18 protein-coding genes and 1 pseudogene are annotated in these 16433 nt (G+C 62.6%); 15 read left to right on the top strand and 4 right to left on the bottom strand.

Annotated features, from left to right (window positions below; all coding sequences use genetic code 11):
- The first annotated feature begins 221 nt into the window (after positions 1–221).
- Positions 222–680, top strand: a complete 459-nt coding sequence (locus FJ978_RS08970) for a hypothetical protein (protein ID WP_013896268.1) — start codon at positions 222–224, stop codon at positions 678–680.
- A gap of 419 nt (positions 681–1099) precedes the next feature.
- Entirely contained in the window at positions 1100–1696 is a 597-nt protein-coding gene (locus FJ978_RS08965) for a glutathione S-transferase family protein (RefSeq protein WP_013896267.1), read from the top strand.
- 165 nt (positions 1697–1861) lie between these two features.
- Here FJ978_RS08965 and FJ978_RS08960 read toward each other — a convergent pair whose 3' ends face one another.
- Entirely contained in the window at positions 1862–2518 is a 657-nt protein-coding gene (locus FJ978_RS08960; protein WP_140571793.1) for an outer membrane protein, read from the bottom strand.
- A gap of 412 nt (positions 2519–2930) precedes the next feature.
- On the opposite strand from FJ978_RS08960, the gene FJ978_RS08955 reads away from it, so the two are divergent.
- The 6 genes from FJ978_RS08955 (at position 2931) to FJ978_RS08930 (ending at position 8006) form a co-directional block, all read left to right on the top strand.
- Positions 2931–3692, top strand: a complete 762-nt coding sequence (locus tag FJ978_RS08955; RefSeq protein ID WP_140571791.1) for an SDR family oxidoreductase — start codon at positions 2931–2933, stop codon at positions 3690–3692.
- A complete protein-coding gene (uvrC, locus tag FJ978_RS08950; RefSeq protein WP_140571789.1) occupies positions 3689–5743 on the top strand; it encodes an excinuclease ABC subunit UvrC in 2055 nt (684 codons plus the stop codon). Before FJ978_RS08955 ends, uvrC begins: the two co-directional genes overlap by 4 nt.
- A 96-nt stretch (positions 5744–5839) precedes the next feature.
- On the top strand, positions 5840–6436 hold the full coding sequence (gene pgsA / locus FJ978_RS08945) for a CDP-diacylglycerol--glycerol-3-phosphate 3-phosphatidyltransferase (RefSeq protein ID WP_013896263.1): 597 nt from the start codon (positions 5840–5842) through the stop codon (positions 6434–6436).
- A gap of 1 nt (position 6437) precedes the next feature.
- On the top strand, positions 6438–6689 hold the full coding sequence (gene moaD, locus FJ978_RS08940) for a molybdopterin converting factor subunit 1 (RefSeq protein WP_013896262.1): 252 nt from the start codon (positions 6438–6440) through the stop codon (positions 6687–6689).
- 3 nt (positions 6690–6692) lie between these two features.
- Positions 6693–7169: a molybdenum cofactor biosynthesis protein MoaE gene (locus FJ978_RS08935; protein WP_140571787.1), complete on the top strand. Its 477-nt coding sequence runs from the start codon at positions 6693–6695 to the stop codon at positions 7167–7169.
- A gap of 72 nt (positions 7170–7241) precedes the next feature.
- The gene (locus FJ978_RS08930; RefSeq protein WP_140571785.1) at positions 7242–8006 is read left to right on the top strand and encodes a YbaY family lipoprotein; all 765 of its coding nucleotides are present in this window, start codon (positions 7242–7244) and stop codon (positions 8004–8006) included.
- 199 nt (positions 8007–8205) lie between these two features.
- Here the strand turns inward: FJ978_RS08930 and ndk are convergent, their stop codons facing one another.
- On the bottom strand, positions 8206–8628 hold the full coding sequence (ndk, locus tag FJ978_RS08925; RefSeq protein ID WP_008875017.1) for a nucleoside-diphosphate kinase: 423 nt from the start codon (positions 8626–8628) through the stop codon (positions 8206–8208).
- Between the two features lie 390 nt (positions 8629–9018).
- Between ndk and FJ978_RS08920 the strand changes: the two genes are divergently transcribed.
- Positions 9019–9276 (top strand): DUF2934 domain-containing protein, encoded by a 258-nt coding sequence (locus FJ978_RS08920; RefSeq protein ID WP_246678093.1) that lies wholly within the window; start codon positions 9019–9021, stop codon positions 9274–9276.
- 79 nt (positions 9277–9355) lie between these two features.
- On the opposite strand, the gene FJ978_RS08915 is transcribed toward FJ978_RS08920, so the two are convergent.
- Positions 9356–10048 carry a glutathione S-transferase family protein gene (locus FJ978_RS08915; RefSeq protein ID WP_140571783.1) on the bottom strand — a complete coding sequence of 231 codons (693 nt, stop codon included), beginning with the start codon at positions 10046–10048 and terminating at the stop codon, positions 9356–9358.
- A 67-nt stretch (positions 10049–10115) separates the two neighbouring features.
- Here FJ978_RS08915 and FJ978_RS08910 point away from each other — a divergent pair.
- Positions 10116–10489 (top strand): annotated as a pseudogene (locus tag FJ978_RS08910) (DinB family protein).
- Between the two features lie 227 nt (positions 10490–10716).
- Here FJ978_RS08910 and FJ978_RS08905 read toward each other — a convergent pair.
- Entirely contained in the window at positions 10717–11676 is a 960-nt protein-coding gene (locus FJ978_RS08905; RefSeq protein ID WP_140571781.1) for a LysR substrate-binding domain-containing protein, read from the bottom strand.
- 110 nt (positions 11677–11786) lie between these two features.
- Between FJ978_RS08905 and FJ978_RS32750 the strand changes: the two genes are divergently transcribed.
- The 5 genes from FJ978_RS32750 (at position 11787) to FJ978_RS08875 (ending at position 16418) form a co-directional block, all read left to right on the top strand.
- A complete protein-coding gene (locus tag FJ978_RS32750) occupies positions 11787–12620 on the top strand; it encodes a hypothetical protein (protein WP_181176717.1) in 834 nt (277 codons plus the stop codon).
- A 45-nt stretch (positions 12621–12665) separates the two neighbouring features.
- Positions 12666–13592, top strand: coding sequence for a DMT family transporter (locus FJ978_RS08890; RefSeq protein WP_140571779.1), 927 nt, complete (start codon positions 12666–12668; stop codon positions 13590–13592).
- Positions 13585–13788, top strand: coding sequence for a hypothetical protein (locus FJ978_RS08885; protein ID WP_013896253.1), 204 nt, complete (start codon positions 13585–13587; stop codon positions 13786–13788). Before FJ978_RS08890 ends, FJ978_RS08885 begins: the two co-directional genes overlap by 8 nt.
- A gap of 160 nt (positions 13789–13948) precedes the next feature.
- Positions 13949–14401 (top strand): MucR family transcriptional regulator, encoded by a 453-nt coding sequence (locus tag FJ978_RS08880; protein WP_013896252.1) that lies wholly within the window; start codon positions 13949–13951, stop codon positions 14399–14401.
- 139 nt (positions 14402–14540) lie between these two features.
- The gene (locus FJ978_RS08875) at positions 14541–16418 is read left to right on the top strand and encodes an ABC-F family ATP-binding cassette domain-containing protein (protein WP_140571777.1); all 1878 of its coding nucleotides are present in this window, start codon (positions 14541–14543) and stop codon (positions 16416–16418) included.
- Positions 16419–16433 lie beyond the last annotated feature (15 nt).

Below are 16433 nucleotides of genomic sequence, written 5' to 3'. Positions count from 1 at the left end.
GGTCTCTGTGCGTGCGAAGAATGCCGATGTCAAATTGCTGGCGATGTCTGAAGATCAGCGGCGAATTTTTGCCATGACGAGTGAGATCGTGTGTCGATCTCAACCAAACTTTAAGCTGACGAAATCATACCATTGCTTCGCTGGCTAGCGAGCCGCGAGTCAGATATGCATTGCGCGCCGGGGTCATTCACGGCCATCGGCATAACGTGAAGGGGCATGACATGGCTAAGCAGTCATCTAAAGCGCCGGCATCCAAGGCACCGGCAAAGAAAGCACCCGCAAAAGCAGTCGCGGCGAAGGCCGCAACGGCAGTGAAGAAAGCAGCGCCTGCGAAGGCGGCGGCAAAGCCCGCAGCGAAGGCGCCGGCGAAGAAGCCCGTGGCCAAGGCTGCGGCGAAACCGGCAGTGAAGAAGGCAGCGCCGGCCAAGGCAGCGGCAAAGCCGGCAGCCAAGGCAGCACCGGCGAAGAAGCCTGTGGCCAAGGCGGCGGCAAAACCCGCGGCCAAGGCAGCGGCAAAACCCGCGGCCAAGAAGGCGGCACCGGCGAAGAAGCCTGTGGCCAAGGCCGCGGCAAAGCCCGCTATGAAAGCTGCGGCAGCCTCGACCAAGCCCGCGGTGAAGAAAGCCGCGCCGAAGGCCAAGGCAGCGCCTGCGAAGGCGAAGGCTCCGGCCAAGAAGTAGACCGGGCCGTTGGGGCGTCGCGCGTCCTTCGGGACTCGGCAAGGACGCTCTGACGCTCTGGATTGAACTATCTCGGCAACGGCTTCAGCCCGGTTGGCTGAACGTCGGGGAAAGGCAGAGGGCAAGCAAAGCGAGGCGCCGGTTGGCTGCCTCGCTCGCCTGCCTGATTGTCTCCTTGCCGCGCTTAGCGGAGGGTCCCGATGCAATGCCCGGGACCTATGAGACGCGAACGCAGATATGAGTCCCATCAGCCTGCTGTCGGCGTCCGCTGCGTTTCCCAGCCTACCAATCTGTAAGCTTGTCGAGATGCTTGGGGCAGGAACCGCAACCGATTCCTGGCTGCTATTTTTTCGCGCTCTGGCGGTTGATCGCAAGAACCTGCCAGCCGACAGTGGAGGTCTGCAAACAGGAAATCGATCATGCCGAAACTGCTCTACGCATCCACCTCTCCTTACAGCTCCAAGGTAAGGATGGCCGCGGCCTATGCCGGGATCGTGATCGAGCAGGTTCCGGTGAAGACCGAGGACCGGCCGGCCGATCTGATCGGCGCCAATCCGCTTGGCAAGATTCCGGTGCTGGTGCTCGACGACGGCCGTTCTATCCACGACAGCCGCGCCATCACCCAGCATCTCAACCGGATTTCGAAGAACGCGCTGTTCCCGCGCAATCCCGACAAGCGGTTGGAGGCCGAGGTGCTGGAGGCGCTGGCCGACGGCATTTGCGACTGCGCGCTGTCGATGGTCTATGAGCGCCGCACTCGGCCCGAGGAGATGGTCTATCAGCCCTGGCTCGATCGCCAGTGGGCGAAGATCACGGCTGCTCTCGATCAGCTCAATGCCAACCCGCCCAAACTGCCGAAGAAGATCACCGCCGGGCAGATGGCGTTGCGGGCCTGCCTTGGCTATCTCTCCTTGCGCTTTGCCGGGAAATGGGAAAAGGGCCGTGGCCGGCTCACCCGCTGGGCGGCGCGCTTCGACGAAAAATTCCCGGAACTGAAGCCCGCGGTTCCGGGCTGACGGGCGGCGTCGACAATGGAGATTAGCGAAGCCGAGGCGACGAACCAATCTCCCCCTTGCGGGGAAGATGCCCGGCAGGGCAGAGGGGGTGCTGGCGCGGCGCAGCGTGGGCAATAAAAAAGCCGGGCGCGAGGCCCGGCTTTTTCGTGTCGTGGCTTGAACGACTTAGAACTTCATACCGAGGCCGAAGGTCACCCGGTTGTCGGTGGCCTTCACCTTGCCGATGCCATCGAAGCTCTTGCTGCCGAAGTCGGTGTAGCGGTACTCGACACGGCCGAAGACATTGTCGGTCAGCTTGATGTCGGTGCCGAGACCAGCGGTCCAGCCGAGCATGGTGGCAGTGTCGCTGGCGGGAATGACGCTGTCCTCAACCTTCAGGCTTCTGCCGGCGAGACCGCCAGTGCCATAGAGCAGGATTTCCGGGGTCACGGCGTAGCCGAGACGGGCACGCAGCGAGCCTTCGAAGCCGCCCTTGGAGTGGACGCCATTGTCGTCGCCCTTGACGCCGTTGTAGCCGAGTTCGGCTTCACCGCCGTACACGAAGTTCTCCTGCTGCCACTGATAGCCGCCGAAGACGCTGCCGACGAAACCCTTGGTGTCGGTTTCAAAGCCGAGATCCTTTTCCTTGGTACGGCCGCTGAAGCCATAGCCGAGGTTGATACCGGCGTAGGGGCCGGCCCAGGATGCGACGGGCAGTTCGGCAACCGGGGCGGGTGCCGGCGGCTCTTCCTGGACGACGTCTGCGGCATAGGCAGTTCCGCCGAGGGCGAAGAGCCCGAGCGCAACGGCCAGCGGCCGTGCGAATTTGAGATTGGCTTGCATTGTTCTTTACTCCTTAAGCCACAGGACACAGGCTTGTTTCTCACGATCGCCATCAACCCGTCCGGGGGGTGAAACGGATCTGGCGTTCGTCGGTTCCAAATGTCGTGTCAAAATGCGGCTGAACCGAACCTGAACTTGGGTCATTCCCCGGCACGAATGAGGCAGAACCTTGACGTTGCATCTTCGCAACAGCGAAATGTCAGCAGCCCGGTCATGTTGCGCTGCACACCGCTTGGTGCAAGGAGTCCAGCGTCCTATATTGGAGTGCTGCCGGCCTCGGGACACGGCGAGTCGGAATACCCGCCGGGCGGTTTCGCCACAATGCTGCCCCAGGTGCAAATGCCGTTTAACGGATGGCAGGCCATATTTCGCCGGCGCCGTTATTCGTGCCGAAATTGAGGATTGACAGAAGATGAGCAAAGCCACCGCGGCGCTGGTGACCGGCGGGGCGAAACGGATCGGCAAGGCGATCGTCGAAGATCTCGCCGGCCATGGTTTTGCAGTCGCCATCCACTCCAACCGCTCGCACGACGAGGCGGACGCGCTGGCCGCGGGGATCAACCGGTCTGGCGGCCGCGCCGCCGTGGTCGCGGCGGACTTGACCGACATGGACGCCGTCAGCGACCTCGTCGGCCAGGCGGAAGCAGCGCTTGGCCCCATCTCGCTGCTGGTCAACAACGCGTCGCTCTTCGTCGACGATTCGGTTGAGGATTTCGACTGGCAGGCCTGGGACCGGCACTTTGCCATTCACGTGAAAACCCCGGCGCTGTTGGCGCAGAATTTCGCCCGCTCCTTGCCGGAAGGACAGGAGGGGCTGATCGTCAACATCATCGATCAGCGTGTCTGGCGGCCGACGCCGCGCTATTTTTCCTATGCGCTGTCGAAGTCGGCACTATGGACCCAGACCCAGATGCTGGCGCAGGCGCTCGGGCCCCGCATCCGTGTCAACGCGATCGGTCCGGGCCCAACGCTGAAGAACCTGCGCCAGGATGATTCCGATTTCGATGCGCAGGTCGCCGGCCTGATCCTGAAGCGCGGCCCGGAATTGCCGGAATTCGGCGCCACAATACGCTATCTCTGGGAGGCGCGCTCGGTCACCGGCCAGATGATCGCGCTCGATGGCGGCCAGCACCTTGCGTGGCAGACGCCCGATGTGACAGGCATGGCGGAATGAGTCCTTTGGATCACAAGAACAAGGCGCGCGGCGGCGCCGAAGATCTTCCTCCCGAAATCGACATCGAGGATGAAGCGCTCGAGGAGATCGTCGAACCCGCCGGCCCGGATGTCGCCTTCACGGCGATCGACTGGACGCCGCATGCCGGCGACGCGGAAGGCATGGTCGGCGCCGAGGTGATCCAGACGCTGGTCAAGCGGTTGCCCAATGCGCCAGGCGTTTATCGCATGATGAACGCCGCCGGCGACGTGCTCTATGTCGGCAAGGCGCGCAGCCTGAAGAAGCGCGTCACCAACTACGCGCAAGGCAGGTTCCACACCAACCGCATCGGCCGCATGGTGCGCGAAACGTCGACGATGGAGTTCGTCGTCACCCGCACCGAGATCGAGGCGCTGCTGCTCGAAGCCAATCTTATCAAGCGCTTGCGGCCGCGATTCAACGTGCTGATGCGCGACGACAAGTCGTTCCCCTATATTCTCCTGACCGGCGACCATATCTCGCCTGGCATCTACAAGCATCGCGGCGCACGCTCGCGCAAAGGCGACTATTTCGGGCCTTTTGCCTCGGCCGGCGCTGTCGGCCGCACTATCAATTCGCTGCAGCGCGCTTTCCTGCTGCGCAGTTGCACCAACTCCTTTTACGAGAACCGGACGCGGCCCTGCCTGCTCTACCAGATCAAGCGCTGCGCCGGTCCGTGCACGGGAGAGATCTCGCATGAGGGCTATGCCGAACTGGTCGAGGAGGCGAAGGATTTTCTCTCCGGCCGCAGCCAGAAGGTGAAGACCGAGATTTCGGCCGCCATGCAGCAGGCCTCGGAGAATCTCGATTTCGAGCGCGCCGCCATCTACCGCGACCGGCTGGCCGCGCTGTCGCACGTGCAGAGTCATCAGGGCATCAACCCGGCGACAGTCGACGAGGCGGATGTCTTCGCCATCCACCAGGAGGGCGGCCAGGTCTGCATCCAGGTGTTCTTCTTCCGCACCGGCCAGAACTGGGGCAACCGCGCCTATTTCCCGAAGGCCGATCCGGCGCTGGAAGGATCGGAAGTGCTGGGCTCGTTCCTGGCGCAGTTCTATGACGACAAGCCGACGCCGCGCGCCATTCTTCTGTCGCAGACTGTCGAGGACCAGGAACTGTTGGCGGAGGCGCTGTCCACCCGGGCCGGCCGCAAGGTGGCGATCTCGGTGCCGCGGCGCGGCGAGAAGAAGGACCTGACCGACAATGCCTTGCAGAATGCGCGCGAGGCGCTTGGCCGCCGGTTGGCCGAAACCTCGACGCAAGGCCGGCTGCTTGCCGGTTTCGCCGAGACATTCGGCCTGGCCAAGCCACCCGTGCGCATCGAGGTCTACGACAACTCGCATATCATGGGCACGAATGCCGTTGGCGCCATGGTTGTCGCTGGGCCGGAAGGCTTTGTGAAAAACCAGTACCGGAAATTCAACATCCGCTCGACCGAGATCACGCCGGGTGACGATTTCGGCATGATGCGCGAAGTGATGGAGCGGCGGTTTTCGCGGTTGCTCAAGGAACATGGCGATGTCAAACCGGATGAGGTTACGGAAGCGGCTGACGAAGACGATATCTCCGGCAGCTTCCCGGCATGGCCCGACGTCATCCTGATCGATGGCGGCCAGGGCCAGATGACGGCGGTGCGCAAGATTCTCTCGGATCTCGGCATCGAGGACCGCGTCGTGGCCATCGGCATCGCCAAGGGCCAGGACCGCGATGCTGGGCGCGAGCGCTTCTTCGTCAAGGGCAGGGACTCGTTTTCGCTGCCCGTGCGCGACCCCGTGCTCTACTTCGTCCAGCGCCTGCGCGACGAGGTCCACCGCTTCGCCATCGGTTCGCACCGGGCCCGCCGCAAGAAGGAAATGGTCAAGAGCCCCCTCGACGAGATCAGTGGCATCGGCCCGGGCCGCAAGCGCGCTCTGCTTTTGCATTTCGGCACCGCCAAGGCGGTCAGCCGTGCCGCCATCGAGGATCTGAGGAAGGTCGACGGTATTTCCGAACAGGTGGCGAAACTGGTCTACAATCACTTCCATGAAAGCTGAAAATTCGGCACTTTCATCTGGCCAGTCGAATCTGGCCTGTTGACCCCCTACATTCGCTTCTGATTTGAGTACGCAGGCAGAAAGAGTCCCCCAGACATGGCCCAGCGCGCATTCAACCTGCCTAACATGCTCACCTACGCCCGCATCATCGCGGTGCCGCTGGTCGTGCTGTGCTTTTTTCTCGAGGGGCATCTGAAGTCGAGCGACTTCGCCCGCTGGTCGGCGCTGGTCATATTCCTGCTGGCCTCCATCACCGATTACTTCGACGGCTATTTCGCACGCGCCTGGCAGCAGACCTCCAACATCGGCAAGATGCTCGATCCGATCGCCGACAAACTGCTGGTCGCCACCTGTCTCCTGCTCTTGGCGGCCGACACCGACCGCCATGCCGGTATCGCCGGCTGGTCGCTGTGGGCGGCGATCATCATCCTGTGCCGCGAGATCCTGGTTTCGGGCCTGCGCGAATATCTGGCGGCACTCAAGGTCTCGGTGCCGGTGACGCAGCTTGCCAAATGGAAGACCACCATCCAGATGGTCGCCATTGCCTTCCTGCTGGCGGGGCCGGCCGGCGACAAGATCTTCCCGCTGACCACGCAGACCGGCCTGGTGCTGCTATGGATCGCGGCACTCGTAACGCTTTACACCGGCTATGACTATTTCCGTGCCGGCCTCAAACACATCATGGACGAGTGAGATGCGGCTCATCTATTTCGCCTGGGTCCGCGAGCGGATCGGCACATCGGAGGAAGACGTCGAATTGCCCGACGGCATCGACACTGTCGCCGACCTCTTGCGCTGGCTGCAGTCGCGCGGAGAAGGCTACGAGCAGGCGCTGCAGTTTCCCGACGTGATCCGCGTTGCCATCAACCAGGAACATGTGGATCACCGCGAGAAGATATCCGGCGCGCGTGAGATCGCGCTGTTCCCGCCGATGACCGGGGGCTGACACATGTCTGCCGCCGTGTTGCCGACGGTGCGCATTCAGCGCCAGGATTTCGACGTTGCCGCCGAGATCGCCGCATTGACACAAGGCCGCGCCGACATTGGCGCCGTGGTCACCTTCTCCGGTCTCTGCCGCGACGAGCAAGGTGCACTCTCGGCGCTTGAGCTCGAGCATTATCCCGGCATGGCGGAGGCCGAAATCGGCCGTATCGCGGCCGAGGCTGCCGAACGCTGGCCGCTGCAAGGCCTCGCCGTCATCCACCGCCATGGCAAGATCGCGCCGGGAGAGAACATCGTGCTGGTGGTGGCCGCGTCGGCGCATCGCCAGGCCGCGTTCGAGGCGGCCGACTTCCTCATGGACTATCTCAAGTCGCGCGCACCCTTCTGGAAGAAGGAGCACCGCGCCGATGGTTCCGAGGGCGGCTGGGTCGAGGCCAAGGAAACCGATACCCGGGCGGCGGGACGCTGGAAGTCGCCGGAATAAATCCCCCAGCAGTCATGTATTGACCGCATTCCTTTGGCCAATTGGCGGAAGTCATGGGCAAGGGAGATGGTCATGCTGGGCAGGCTCGCGGAATTCTTCGTCTTCGGTTTCGTGCCTCTGGTGGTCGGCATCCTGGCGGTGCCGGAGCTGTCCGTGGCCGCCGAGAAGGCGGTGAGGGGCGAGGTGATCTACCGCGAGCGCATCGCCTTGCCGCCCAATGCCGTGCTCTCCGTCCAGCTTGCCGATGTCTCGCTGGCCGACGCGCCTGCCAGGATCATCGGCGAGCAGAAGATCAAGCCGGCCGGCCAGGTGCCGATCAGTTTCGAGATCAAATTCGATCCCTCCGTCATCCAGCCGCGGATGACCTATGCGCTGCAGGCCCGGATCACCGTCGACGACAGGCTGATGTTCATCTCCGATGTGCGCCATCAGCTCGATCCGCTGACCGACGCGCCGCAGACCATCCTGCTCAAGATGGTCACGCAGCGCGCCGAACCCAAAGCTTCCGTCTTCGGCCAGCTCTGGGTCGTCGATTATGTCGATGGCATCGGCGCCATTACCGCGCCGCAAGCAACCTTCCGGGTCAGCGAGGCCGGCAAGGCAGGCGGAAGCGGCCCCTGCAACAGCTATTTTGCCACTGCGAAGGTCGACGGCCAGGCGATCGCGATCAGCAGCATCGGCTCGACCTTCAAGGCCTGTGCGCCGGAGGTGATGGCCGAGGAAAAGGCGCTGTTCGATGCGCTGGCCAAGGCGGCGTCATACAATGTCGAAGCCGGCAAGCTCACCATATCAGACAAGGACGGCCGCGAAATCCTGCGCTTCAGCGCCGCGAGCTGATTGCCGGGGGCAGTCACGTCACAGCCGTTTTCGCCACCATGGCCTTGACGATCTCGATGGTCTGGTCGTCGGCTGGAAACAGCATTTCCAGGGCAAGTTCCGCCAGGGTCACGTCGTTGGGCACGAAACCGGATCGGGGATCCAACGAAAAAGGCCGGCGAAACGCCGGCCTCTTCGCATTGGATGTGGCGGTGTCGGCTCAGCCGACGATCTCGGTGTCCGAGAACCAGTACTTGATTTCCTGCGCGGCGGTTTCGGGTGCATCGGAGCCGTGCACCGAATTTTCGCCGATCGACAGCGCGTGCACCTTGCGGATGGTGCCTTCGGCGGCATTGGCCGGGTTGGTGGCGCCCATCACTTCGCGGTTCTTGGCAATGGCGTTCTCGCCTTCCAGCACCTGGACGATCGTCGGCGCCGACGACATGAACTCGACCAGTTCGCCGAAGAACGGGCGGTCCTTGTGGACGGCATAGAAGCCTTCCGCCTCGCGGCGGCTCATCCACACACGGCGCGAGGCAATAACGCGAAGGCCGGCATCTTCCAGCATCTTGGTGATGGCGCCGGTGAGGTTGCGCCGGGTTGCGTCCGGCTTGATCATGGAAAAGGTGCGTTCGAGCGCCATGGGTCGTCCTTGTCTGAGAATGGAATTGAGAGTGGCGGGCTCTATACAAGCCGCCCGGCCCATTGCCAAGGGGTGAGGAACGGTGTGCCGCAAGCACATGAGTTGTCCGGATTAGGTAGCACGTGAGTTGTCCGGTTTTATCGCCAGCGAAGGGCTGGCTCGGTCCACGATGCGGACGGAAAGCCAATTGCCTGGCTTTCCGAGTGACGAACGGTGAAAGCCCGGTCCGCCTTCGAGCGGATCGAAAGGTCCAGTGGCGTTTCTACGTCAGGCCGGTACCGCGAACGTGCGGCGCTGGATGACATCGGATGGCTGCACAGCAACGCTTTGCTTGCTATAGTCGCGTGTCGGCGCCGCGCTGAAGTCGGCCCGCATGGAGACAATATGACCATGGCAGACGATCGTCAGGAACGCATTCGCAACCGGGCACATCAGATCTGGCAGCAGGAAGGGCAACCGGCCGGTCAGGACGAACGCCACTGGCACCAGGCGGCAGCCGACGTGGACGCCGAGGATGCCGCGGGGACGTCGTCCGTCGCCAGGAAGCCGGCCAAAAAGGCTGCTGGCGCCGACAAGGCAAAAGCCGCGCCCAAGGAGGCGAAGGCGGCCAAGAAATCCAGCAAGCCAAAAAAGGCGACGGCCAAGTAGGCCTGGTCATCGCCTGCGGTGTCATCGCCGGCGGTTTTTTCGCGGGCGGGTGGTGGTTCATCGCCGGCAAATCAGGGCGTCACGCCGCGGCGTCAACCTTTCGTCCCAGCCCGCCATGCAGGTCGAGGCAGCGGTCGAACCACTGCGCCACCACGTCGCTGCTTTCGAGCAATCGATAGGGCGAAGCCACGCGCGCCCATTGCAGCGCGCCAAAGACGATATAGTCGGCAAACAGCGGCGAGGCGCCGCCGATGAAGGGCTGGTAGCTCAACATCGAGCGCAGCGGCTCCAGGGCCGCCCGGAAGGCTGTCAGCCCGGCGTCGCGTGCGGCCACGACATCCTCCAGCCGCTTGCCGAAGCGTTGTTCCCGGCTCCGGCGGAAGTACGCGGCGTTCTCCTCGTCCTGCATGCCATGGAGGTCGACAATCGCCGCGGTGGTGACATAGGGGTGGATGGTCAGTTGCGACCAGCGCTCGATGAAGCGAGCCATCGCCTTGCCGCCTTCGCCGCCAAACAGCGTCGGCCGATCCGGGTAGGCCTCATCGAGATAGAGCGCGATGGCGAAGGAATCGACGACGACCTTGTCGCCGTCGCGGATCACCGGGACGGTCTTTGAAACACCGCCTTCGACGGCGGGCACCTCGAGGAAGCGCGTCGGCGCGGTCGAGATATCGAGCCCCTTGTGGGCAAGCGCCATCGTAGCCTTCCAGCAATGCGGGCTGAACGGACGCTTCTCATCATGCCCGACGAGATCATAAAGCAGAATGGTCATTGGCGTCGGCTCCCTCGCGGTCTAGGTATCGCTCCCGATACCCGAAACAGGCCCGGCGGGAGAAACGATGAAACAACACTTCATGATGTTTGCGGCATACAATCAATGGGCCAATGGCCGCATCTACGATGCCGCCGCCGAGCCATCCTTCACCGCGCCTTGCCCGGCCTTCGGGCCGCGCGCGAGGCGGAAGACCGGCGGATCGTCGACTGGGTTGGCGGCTTGAGTGACAAGGCGCTATCGGGCCGCTTCACCTACATGACCGTATCGGACATGCGCACCGTTTCGCAGCGCCTGGCGCCGGCGCTGGATCATGTCTTCAACCACCAGACCCATCACCGGGGCCAGGCGCACATGATCCTGACGGTCCTGGCCCGCCCTTCCGTGTCGCTCGATCTGACGCATTTCCAGCGCACCGAGGAGGGCAGGGCCTTCGCCTGATGTCCAGATCGTTTCGTTCTGGATTCGAAGGCGAGCGGCCAGCTATCGTCGCATTTTTTGCTGCAGCATGGCCTTCACGTCAGGCCACTCGGAATGCTCCGGCTCAAGGGGCTTGAGCTCGAAAATTTCACCGACCAGCGCGGGTTGCCTGGATTGGACGTCCACTAACCGATGCTCCTCAATTTCTGGCCGGCGGTCATCGGGAATAGTACAAGCTGGTCCGAATTTCAGGCGCTCTCAAAAGCCAAGTCGCTGATTTCGCTGTCCAACTGGCTCTGCGTCAGAGCCGCTTCCGCCATCACCCATTGTTTGAACAGCAGCACCCTGCGTGTGGCGAGGCTCTTGTGGGGGGAAACAAAATACCAGCCGGCCGTGTTCGGATGATGCACGGCAAAGGGAGCGATCAGCCTCGCGGCGCGGATGTCGCTGGCCATATAGGCGCGGTTGGCGACGGCAAAACCCATTCCGGCATTGGCCGCCTCGTAAGACATCATGCAGGAATCGAAATAGATGCCCTTGGTCTCGCTGAGCACGAAGCTGGCGCCCGCGAAACCAAGCCAGGATTGCCAGTTCTGGGTGCAGGTGTCGGAATGCAGAAGCGTGAAGTGCTTGAGATCATCCGGCGTCACCTTCGACCGCGGCCTGTTGCCGAGAACCTCATGGAACAGCTTGCGGCTGCAGACCGGCGTCAGGTCCTCCCGGAACAGCAGATCGGACTGCAACCCGTGAAAGTGGCCGTCGCCATAGCGGATTTCGAGATCGAAATCGGACGTCGTGAACTCATGTGTCGCGTAGGAGGTCGAAACCCGCATCACGATATCGGGGTGTTGACGCTGGAACAGCGGCAGGCGCGGAAACAGCCAGCGTGCGGCAAAGGTCGGCAGCACCGATATCTTCAGCACATGCTCCTGTGACTGCCCGGTCGCTTCCATGCTGGCGGCGACGATACGCTCCAGCGCTTCGCGAACGCGCGAGACATAGGTTTCGCCTTCGGGCGTCAGTGACACCGCATTGCCGCCGCGCTGGAAAATCTTGAAGCGGAGTTGATCCTCCAGGCTTTTGACGCGCTGGCTGACCGCCGAGGCGGTGATAAATTGTTCTTCGCCGGCGCGCGTGAAGTTCCCGTGCCTCGCAGCACTCTCCACGATCTTGAGCGAATTTAGGTTGACCTGACTGAGCAGACGCACGGTTTCGACCTTAAGCTGGGCTTACACTAGCACCAGCATTCCTAATTTTACAGGGGTGGGTGAATTAATCGACTATTTACCAAGTGTTGCCCCCATCCTGGAGAAGTAGAATGAACGCCCATACGATCCCCGAACTGCGTTATGCGATGAGTCGAGAGGCCATCATCGGCCACGAAACCGCCTGGAAAGTGTCGAGCTTCGGCGTCGCGCAATATCTGCACGGCTATGACCCGGCACTGCTTGCGGCGATCGAGGAGGCGGCGCTCAGACTCAAGGCCAGCCATGCCGTGCACAAGCACCTCGATCTGACCTTCATCACCGGCGCCGACCGTTATATTCCGGAGATCAAGGAGCTTTTGCACGACAAGGTGCGGCTGGAGCGTCTGTCCGACATGATGGGCACCAAGCTTGAGCCCTATCCGCTGTCGATCGTCGGCTCGACCGTCACCTTCATGAATCCCAGGGATGGCGCCGTGGACTGGCATTGCGACGGCGTCCCGGTCACCGAGCTCATCCCGCTGTCGATCAGCAATCCATTGGTTGGCGGCCATCTCGAAATCTATTGCGACGACTCGGAAACTGGCCGCGCCATCCTCGAATCCGGCCACGAGATCCCGCGCAACCGCATCATGCGTATCGATCACAAGATGAACTACGCCACGCTCGGGCAGTTTCTGGGCGTCCTGCATCGCACGGCGCCGATCCAATTCGGCGAGCGCGTGACACTGGTGCTCAACCAGCGCTCGGTGGCCAAGCCCTATGTCGACGACAACCGCATGTTCTATCTCGCCGCCGACAACGACCAAGACCGCGAATGGGTCAACGAACTGGCCGAGGATGTCTGGACGAACCAGCTGCCGGCCTATCGCCGGTTCGAGGCGGAACATCCGGCACCGGCTCCCGCCGAGGCATCGGTACCGGGCGGAGCCAGGGAATCATGGTAGACAACCTTGATCCCGGAAAGTGGGAACCGGTTCTCGGACGAGATCATGGTCAAGCACGGAGATAGCGCCCCATACCGGTTCTTTCCGCATGGATCAGGCTCGATATCCGCGCTGGTCTTTGCCGCCGGCGCGGTGGCTTTGTGGTCCACCAATGCCCTTGTCGGCAAATCCCTGCTGGCGAACCACTCGGTGTCGCAGGTCCAGTTCCTGCAATTCGCGGGAGCCGCACTGGTCTTTGCCCTGATCCGGTTCACGAGCCGGGAGAGCGCTCCGCCGGTCGGCGCGAGGGCCGCGCTGCTTCCGCTCGCGGTCGGTTTCATCGGCCTGGTCGGCACCATGGTGCTGCAATACATCGCCTTCGCTTCGATGCCGGTGATCGAGGCCAACCTCGTAGCCTACACCTGGCCTTTGATGGTTGCCGCGGCGGTGATCCTCTTCGAAAACCCGCGGCGTCCCGCGCTGTTGGGCCTCGCCGCGACCCTTGGCTTCATCGGTGTGGCGCTGGTGATTTCAGGCGGGCGCGACCGAACTTGGTTCCAGGGCGATCTCGTCGGCTATTGCGCGGCATTCGGGTCCGCGCTGTGCATGGCATTCTATTCGGTGATGGTGGGACGGGTCGCCACCTCGCCGGATCGCCTTTTGCTGCCGTCGTCGCTGATCGGCGTCGCCCTGACGCTTGCGTGGTGCGCGCGCGATGGCGTTGCCTTGCCCACCGGCACCGACCTTGCTCTCGGGCTCTATCTCGGCGCCGGTCCGATGGGGCTGGGCTACTATTTCTGGTCGCGCGCCCTGAAACTCGAAGGCAGCGGCAAGGTGGCTGTCGTCGCCTATCTCACGCCGATTGCTTCGACGCTGCTGCTGACCCTGTCCGGCGAACGACTGACGATGACGGCCGTCGCCGGAGCCGTCCTTGTCATCGGCAGTTGTGTCGCGGTCGGCCTGGAACGCTCGGAGGCGGAAAACTATGTTTGATGAAAACGAGCGCCTCGCCAGGCGGGAAGCGCATTGGCTGCTCAAGGAATTCGGCGCCGAGGCGCCCTTATACGCGGCGATGAAGGCCGAAAAGGCGATTGAACAGAAGGATTTTGGGCGTTGTGCCCGTTGGAAGCGTATTCTTGAGATATTGGCCGACAGCAGGACAGCCAAGTCTGTCGCTACCAAGTATTAGATTTTCTAATTTGCGCGGCGCCCATTTTCCATAAAGATAGTTGGTGGCAAGTCTTGATTCGTTTTGGGGCTTGGTAGTCCGTTGGGGGCGCGGTTAGAAGGATACATAGACAAAAGTCTTCACTGGGGTAGATGGTTTTGTCGCAAATAAGGTGAAAGCATTGTCAAATATCGAGGATAAGACCGTTATCGAGCTCACGGCCGATATTGTCTCGGCCTATGTTGGCAACAATCCACTTCCAGCTTCCGGCCTGCCTGACCTGATTGCCAGCGTCAGCGCCTCGGTTCGAAAGCTGGCCGGTGCGGCTGTCGTTGAAAGTCCGAGCCTGGTTCCTGCCGTAAATCCGAAAAAGTCGGTATTTCCCGACTACATCGTCTGCCTGGAGGATGGAAAGAAATTCAAGTCGCTCAAGCGACACCTCAGGACAGACTATGGCTTGAGCCCGGACGACTATCGGGCCAAGTGGAGCCTGCCGCCGGACTATCCAATGGTCGCCCCGAATTACTCGGCGACCCGTTCGGCGTTGGCGAAGTCGACGGGGCTTGGCCGTAAGCCGGCCGTGGCACCGGCCGCGGTGGCCAAGACGGCAAAGCGCGGCAAGGCCACTGCCTGAGGGCGGTGGCTCGGCCGGCACGAAAGCCGCCGATCTGCGATACTGACGGGCCACTTGCGGGTACCGTTTTGAGGCCTTGCGCGACCAACTGGTCCGCAAGGCCTTGCGAAGCACTGATCTCCCGTGCAAAAGCGCGGCCATGCTTATCATCAATGACCTCTCGCTGCGCATGGCGGGGCGCCTGCTTCTCGACCATGCCTCCCTGACCCTGCCGGCCGGTACCAAAGCCGGCCTTGTCGGCCGCAACGGCACCGGCAAGACGACGCTGTTCAAGACCATCACCGGCGATTTTCCCTCCGAGACCGGCTCGATCAGCCTGCCGAAGAACACGCGCATCGGCCAGGTGGCGCAGGAAGCGCCTGGCACCGAGGAACCGCTGATCGAGATCGTGCTCAAGGCCGACCTCGAACGCACGGCGCTGCTCGAAGAAGAAAAGACCGCCACCGATCCGCACCGCATCGCCGACATCCACATGCGGCTGGCCGACATCGACGCGCATTCGGCCGAGTCCCGCGCCGCGACAATCCTGGCCGGCCTCGGCTTCGACGATGTGGCGCAGCGCCGGCCGGCCTCGTCCTTCTCCGGCGGCTGGCGCATGCGCGTGGCGCTTGCCGCCGTGCTGTTTTCGGAACCGGATCTGCTGCTGCTCGACGAGCCGACCAACTATCTCGACCTCGAAGGCACGTTGTGGCTGGAAAACTACGTGTCGAAATACCCCCACACCGTGCTTCTGATCTCGCACGATCGCGACCTGCTCAACCGCGCCGTCGATTCGATCGTCCATCTCGACCAGAAGAAGCTGACCTTCTGGCGTGGCGGCTACGACCAGTTCGAGCGCCAGTATACCGAGCAGAAGGAATTGCAGGAGAAGGGCCGCGTCAAGCAGGAAGCCGCCCGCAAGCATATGGAATCCTTCGTCGAACGCTTCCGCGCCAAGGCCTCGAAGGCCAGGCAGGCGCAGTCGCGCATCAAGGCGCTGGAGAAGATGAAGCCGATCGCGGCGATCGTGAACGATTCAGTGCGGCCGTTCTCTTTTCCCGAACCGGTGAAGACGGTGGCCTCGCCGATCGTTGCCTTGAACAACGTCAATGTCGGCTACACCGAGGGCCAGCCGATCCTGAAGAAGATGACGCTGCGCATCGACGCCGACGACCGCATCGCGCTGCTCGGCGCCAACGGCAACGGCAAGTCGACCTTCGCCAAGCTTCTATCCGGGCGGCTCAAGCAGGAGAGCGGCACGATGACGGTGGCGCCTGGGCTGAAAGTGGCGATCTTTGCCCAGCACCAGCTCGACGATCTGCGCCCGGAGGAAAACGCCTATGAGCATGTTCGCCGATTGATGCCGGAAGCGCCGGAATCCAAGGTGCGCGGCCGCGTTGCCCAGTTCGGGCTGACCACCGAGAAGATGAACACCCCCGCCAAGGACCTGTCAGGCGGCGAGAAGGCGCGTTTGTTGATGGGCCTGTCGGCCTTCGAGGGCCCGAACCTGTTCATCCTCGACGAGCCGACCAACCACCTCGACATCGACAGCCGTGAATCGCTGATCCATGCGCTCAACGAATTTCCCGGCGCCGTAATCCTGATCTCGCACGACCGCCATCTCCTGGAAGCGACCGCCGATCGGCTGTGGCTGGTCAAGGACGGCGCGGTCAACCCGTATGATGGCGATTTGGAGGACTACAAGACGCTGGTCACCGGCGTGTCCGGCGACCGCCGCGGCAAGCGCGAGGCCGACAAGGCGTCCAAAGCCGACCGCCGCCGCGATGCGGCCGCGCGTCGCGCCGCCTTCGAACCGCTGGCCAAGGAAATCCGCGCCACCGAGGCGCTGATGGACCGCATCCGCAAGCGCATCGACGGCATCGAGGATGAGCTGGCCAACCCGGCGATCTACGAAAAGGACCCCTCTACCGCGACGCGGCTGGCCAAGGAACGCTCGCAACTCGCCCAGACGCTGGCCAGTCATGAGGAAAAATGGCTGACCATGTCGGCGGAGTACGAGGAAGGCACGGCGGAGTGAGTGCGTAATCTCCCC

It is taken from the genome of Mesorhizobium sp. B1-1-7, from assembly GCF_006442705.1.
Taxonomy (GTDB): Bacteria; Pseudomonadota; Alphaproteobacteria; order Rhizobiales; family Rhizobiaceae; genus Mesorhizobium; species Mesorhizobium opportunistum.
This window is presented reverse-complemented; position numbering and strand designations above follow the sequence as displayed.

Excerpts from the sequence above, each read along its gene's own strand:
- FJ978_RS08955 (WP_140571791.1), top strand. The coding sequence starts at position 2,931 with ATGAGCAAAGCCACCGCGGCGCTGGTGACCGGCGGGGCGAAACGGATC.
- uvrC (WP_140571789.1), top strand. The coding sequence starts at position 3,689 with ATGAGTCCTTTGGATCACAAGAACAAGGCGCGCGGCGGCGCCGAAGAT.
- FJ978_RS08930 (WP_140571785.1), top strand. The coding sequence starts at position 7,242 with ATGCTGGGCAGGCTCGCGGAATTCTTCGTCTTCGGTTTCGTGCCTCTG.
- moaD (WP_013896262.1), top strand. The coding sequence starts at position 6,438 with ATGCGGCTCATCTATTTCGCCTGGGTCCGCGAGCGGATCGGCACATCG.
- FJ978_RS08970 (WP_013896268.1), top strand. The coding sequence starts at position 222 with ATGGCTAAGCAGTCATCTAAAGCGCCGGCATCCAAGGCACCGGCAAAG.
- FJ978_RS08885 (WP_013896253.1), top strand. The coding sequence starts at position 13,585 with ATGTTTGATGAAAACGAGCGCCTCGCCAGGCGGGAAGCGCATTGGCTG.
- FJ978_RS08890 (WP_140571779.1), top strand. The coding sequence starts at position 12,666 with ATGGTCAAGCACGGAGATAGCGCCCCATACCGGTTCTTTCCGCATGGA.
- pgsA (WP_013896263.1), top strand. The coding sequence starts at position 5,840 with ATGGCCCAGCGCGCATTCAACCTGCCTAACATGCTCACCTACGCCCGC.
- FJ978_RS32750 (WP_181176717.1), top strand. The coding sequence starts at position 11,787 with ATGAACGCCCATACGATCCCCGAACTGCGTTATGCGATGAGTCGAGAG.
- FJ978_RS08960 (WP_140571793.1), bottom strand. The coding sequence starts at position 2,518 with ATGCAAGCCAATCTCAAATTCGCACGGCCGCTGGCCGTTGCGCTCGGG.
- ndk (WP_008875017.1), bottom strand. The coding sequence starts at position 8,628 with ATGGCGCTCGAACGCACCTTTTCCATGATCAAGCCGGACGCAACCCGG.
- FJ978_RS08920 (WP_246678093.1), top strand. The coding sequence starts at position 9,019 with ATGGCAGACGATCGTCAGGAACGCATTCGCAACCGGGCACATCAGATC.
- FJ978_RS08875 (WP_140571777.1), top strand. The coding sequence starts at position 14,541 with ATGCTTATCATCAATGACCTCTCGCTGCGCATGGCGGGGCGCCTGCTT.
- FJ978_RS08965 (WP_013896267.1), top strand. The coding sequence starts at position 1,100 with ATGCCGAAACTGCTCTACGCATCCACCTCTCCTTACAGCTCCAAGGTA.
- FJ978_RS08915 (WP_140571783.1), bottom strand. The coding sequence starts at position 10,048 with ATGACCATTCTGCTTTATGATCTCGTCGGGCATGATGAGAAGCGTCCG.
- FJ978_RS08935 (WP_140571787.1), top strand. The coding sequence starts at position 6,693 with ATGTCTGCCGCCGTGTTGCCGACGGTGCGCATTCAGCGCCAGGATTTC.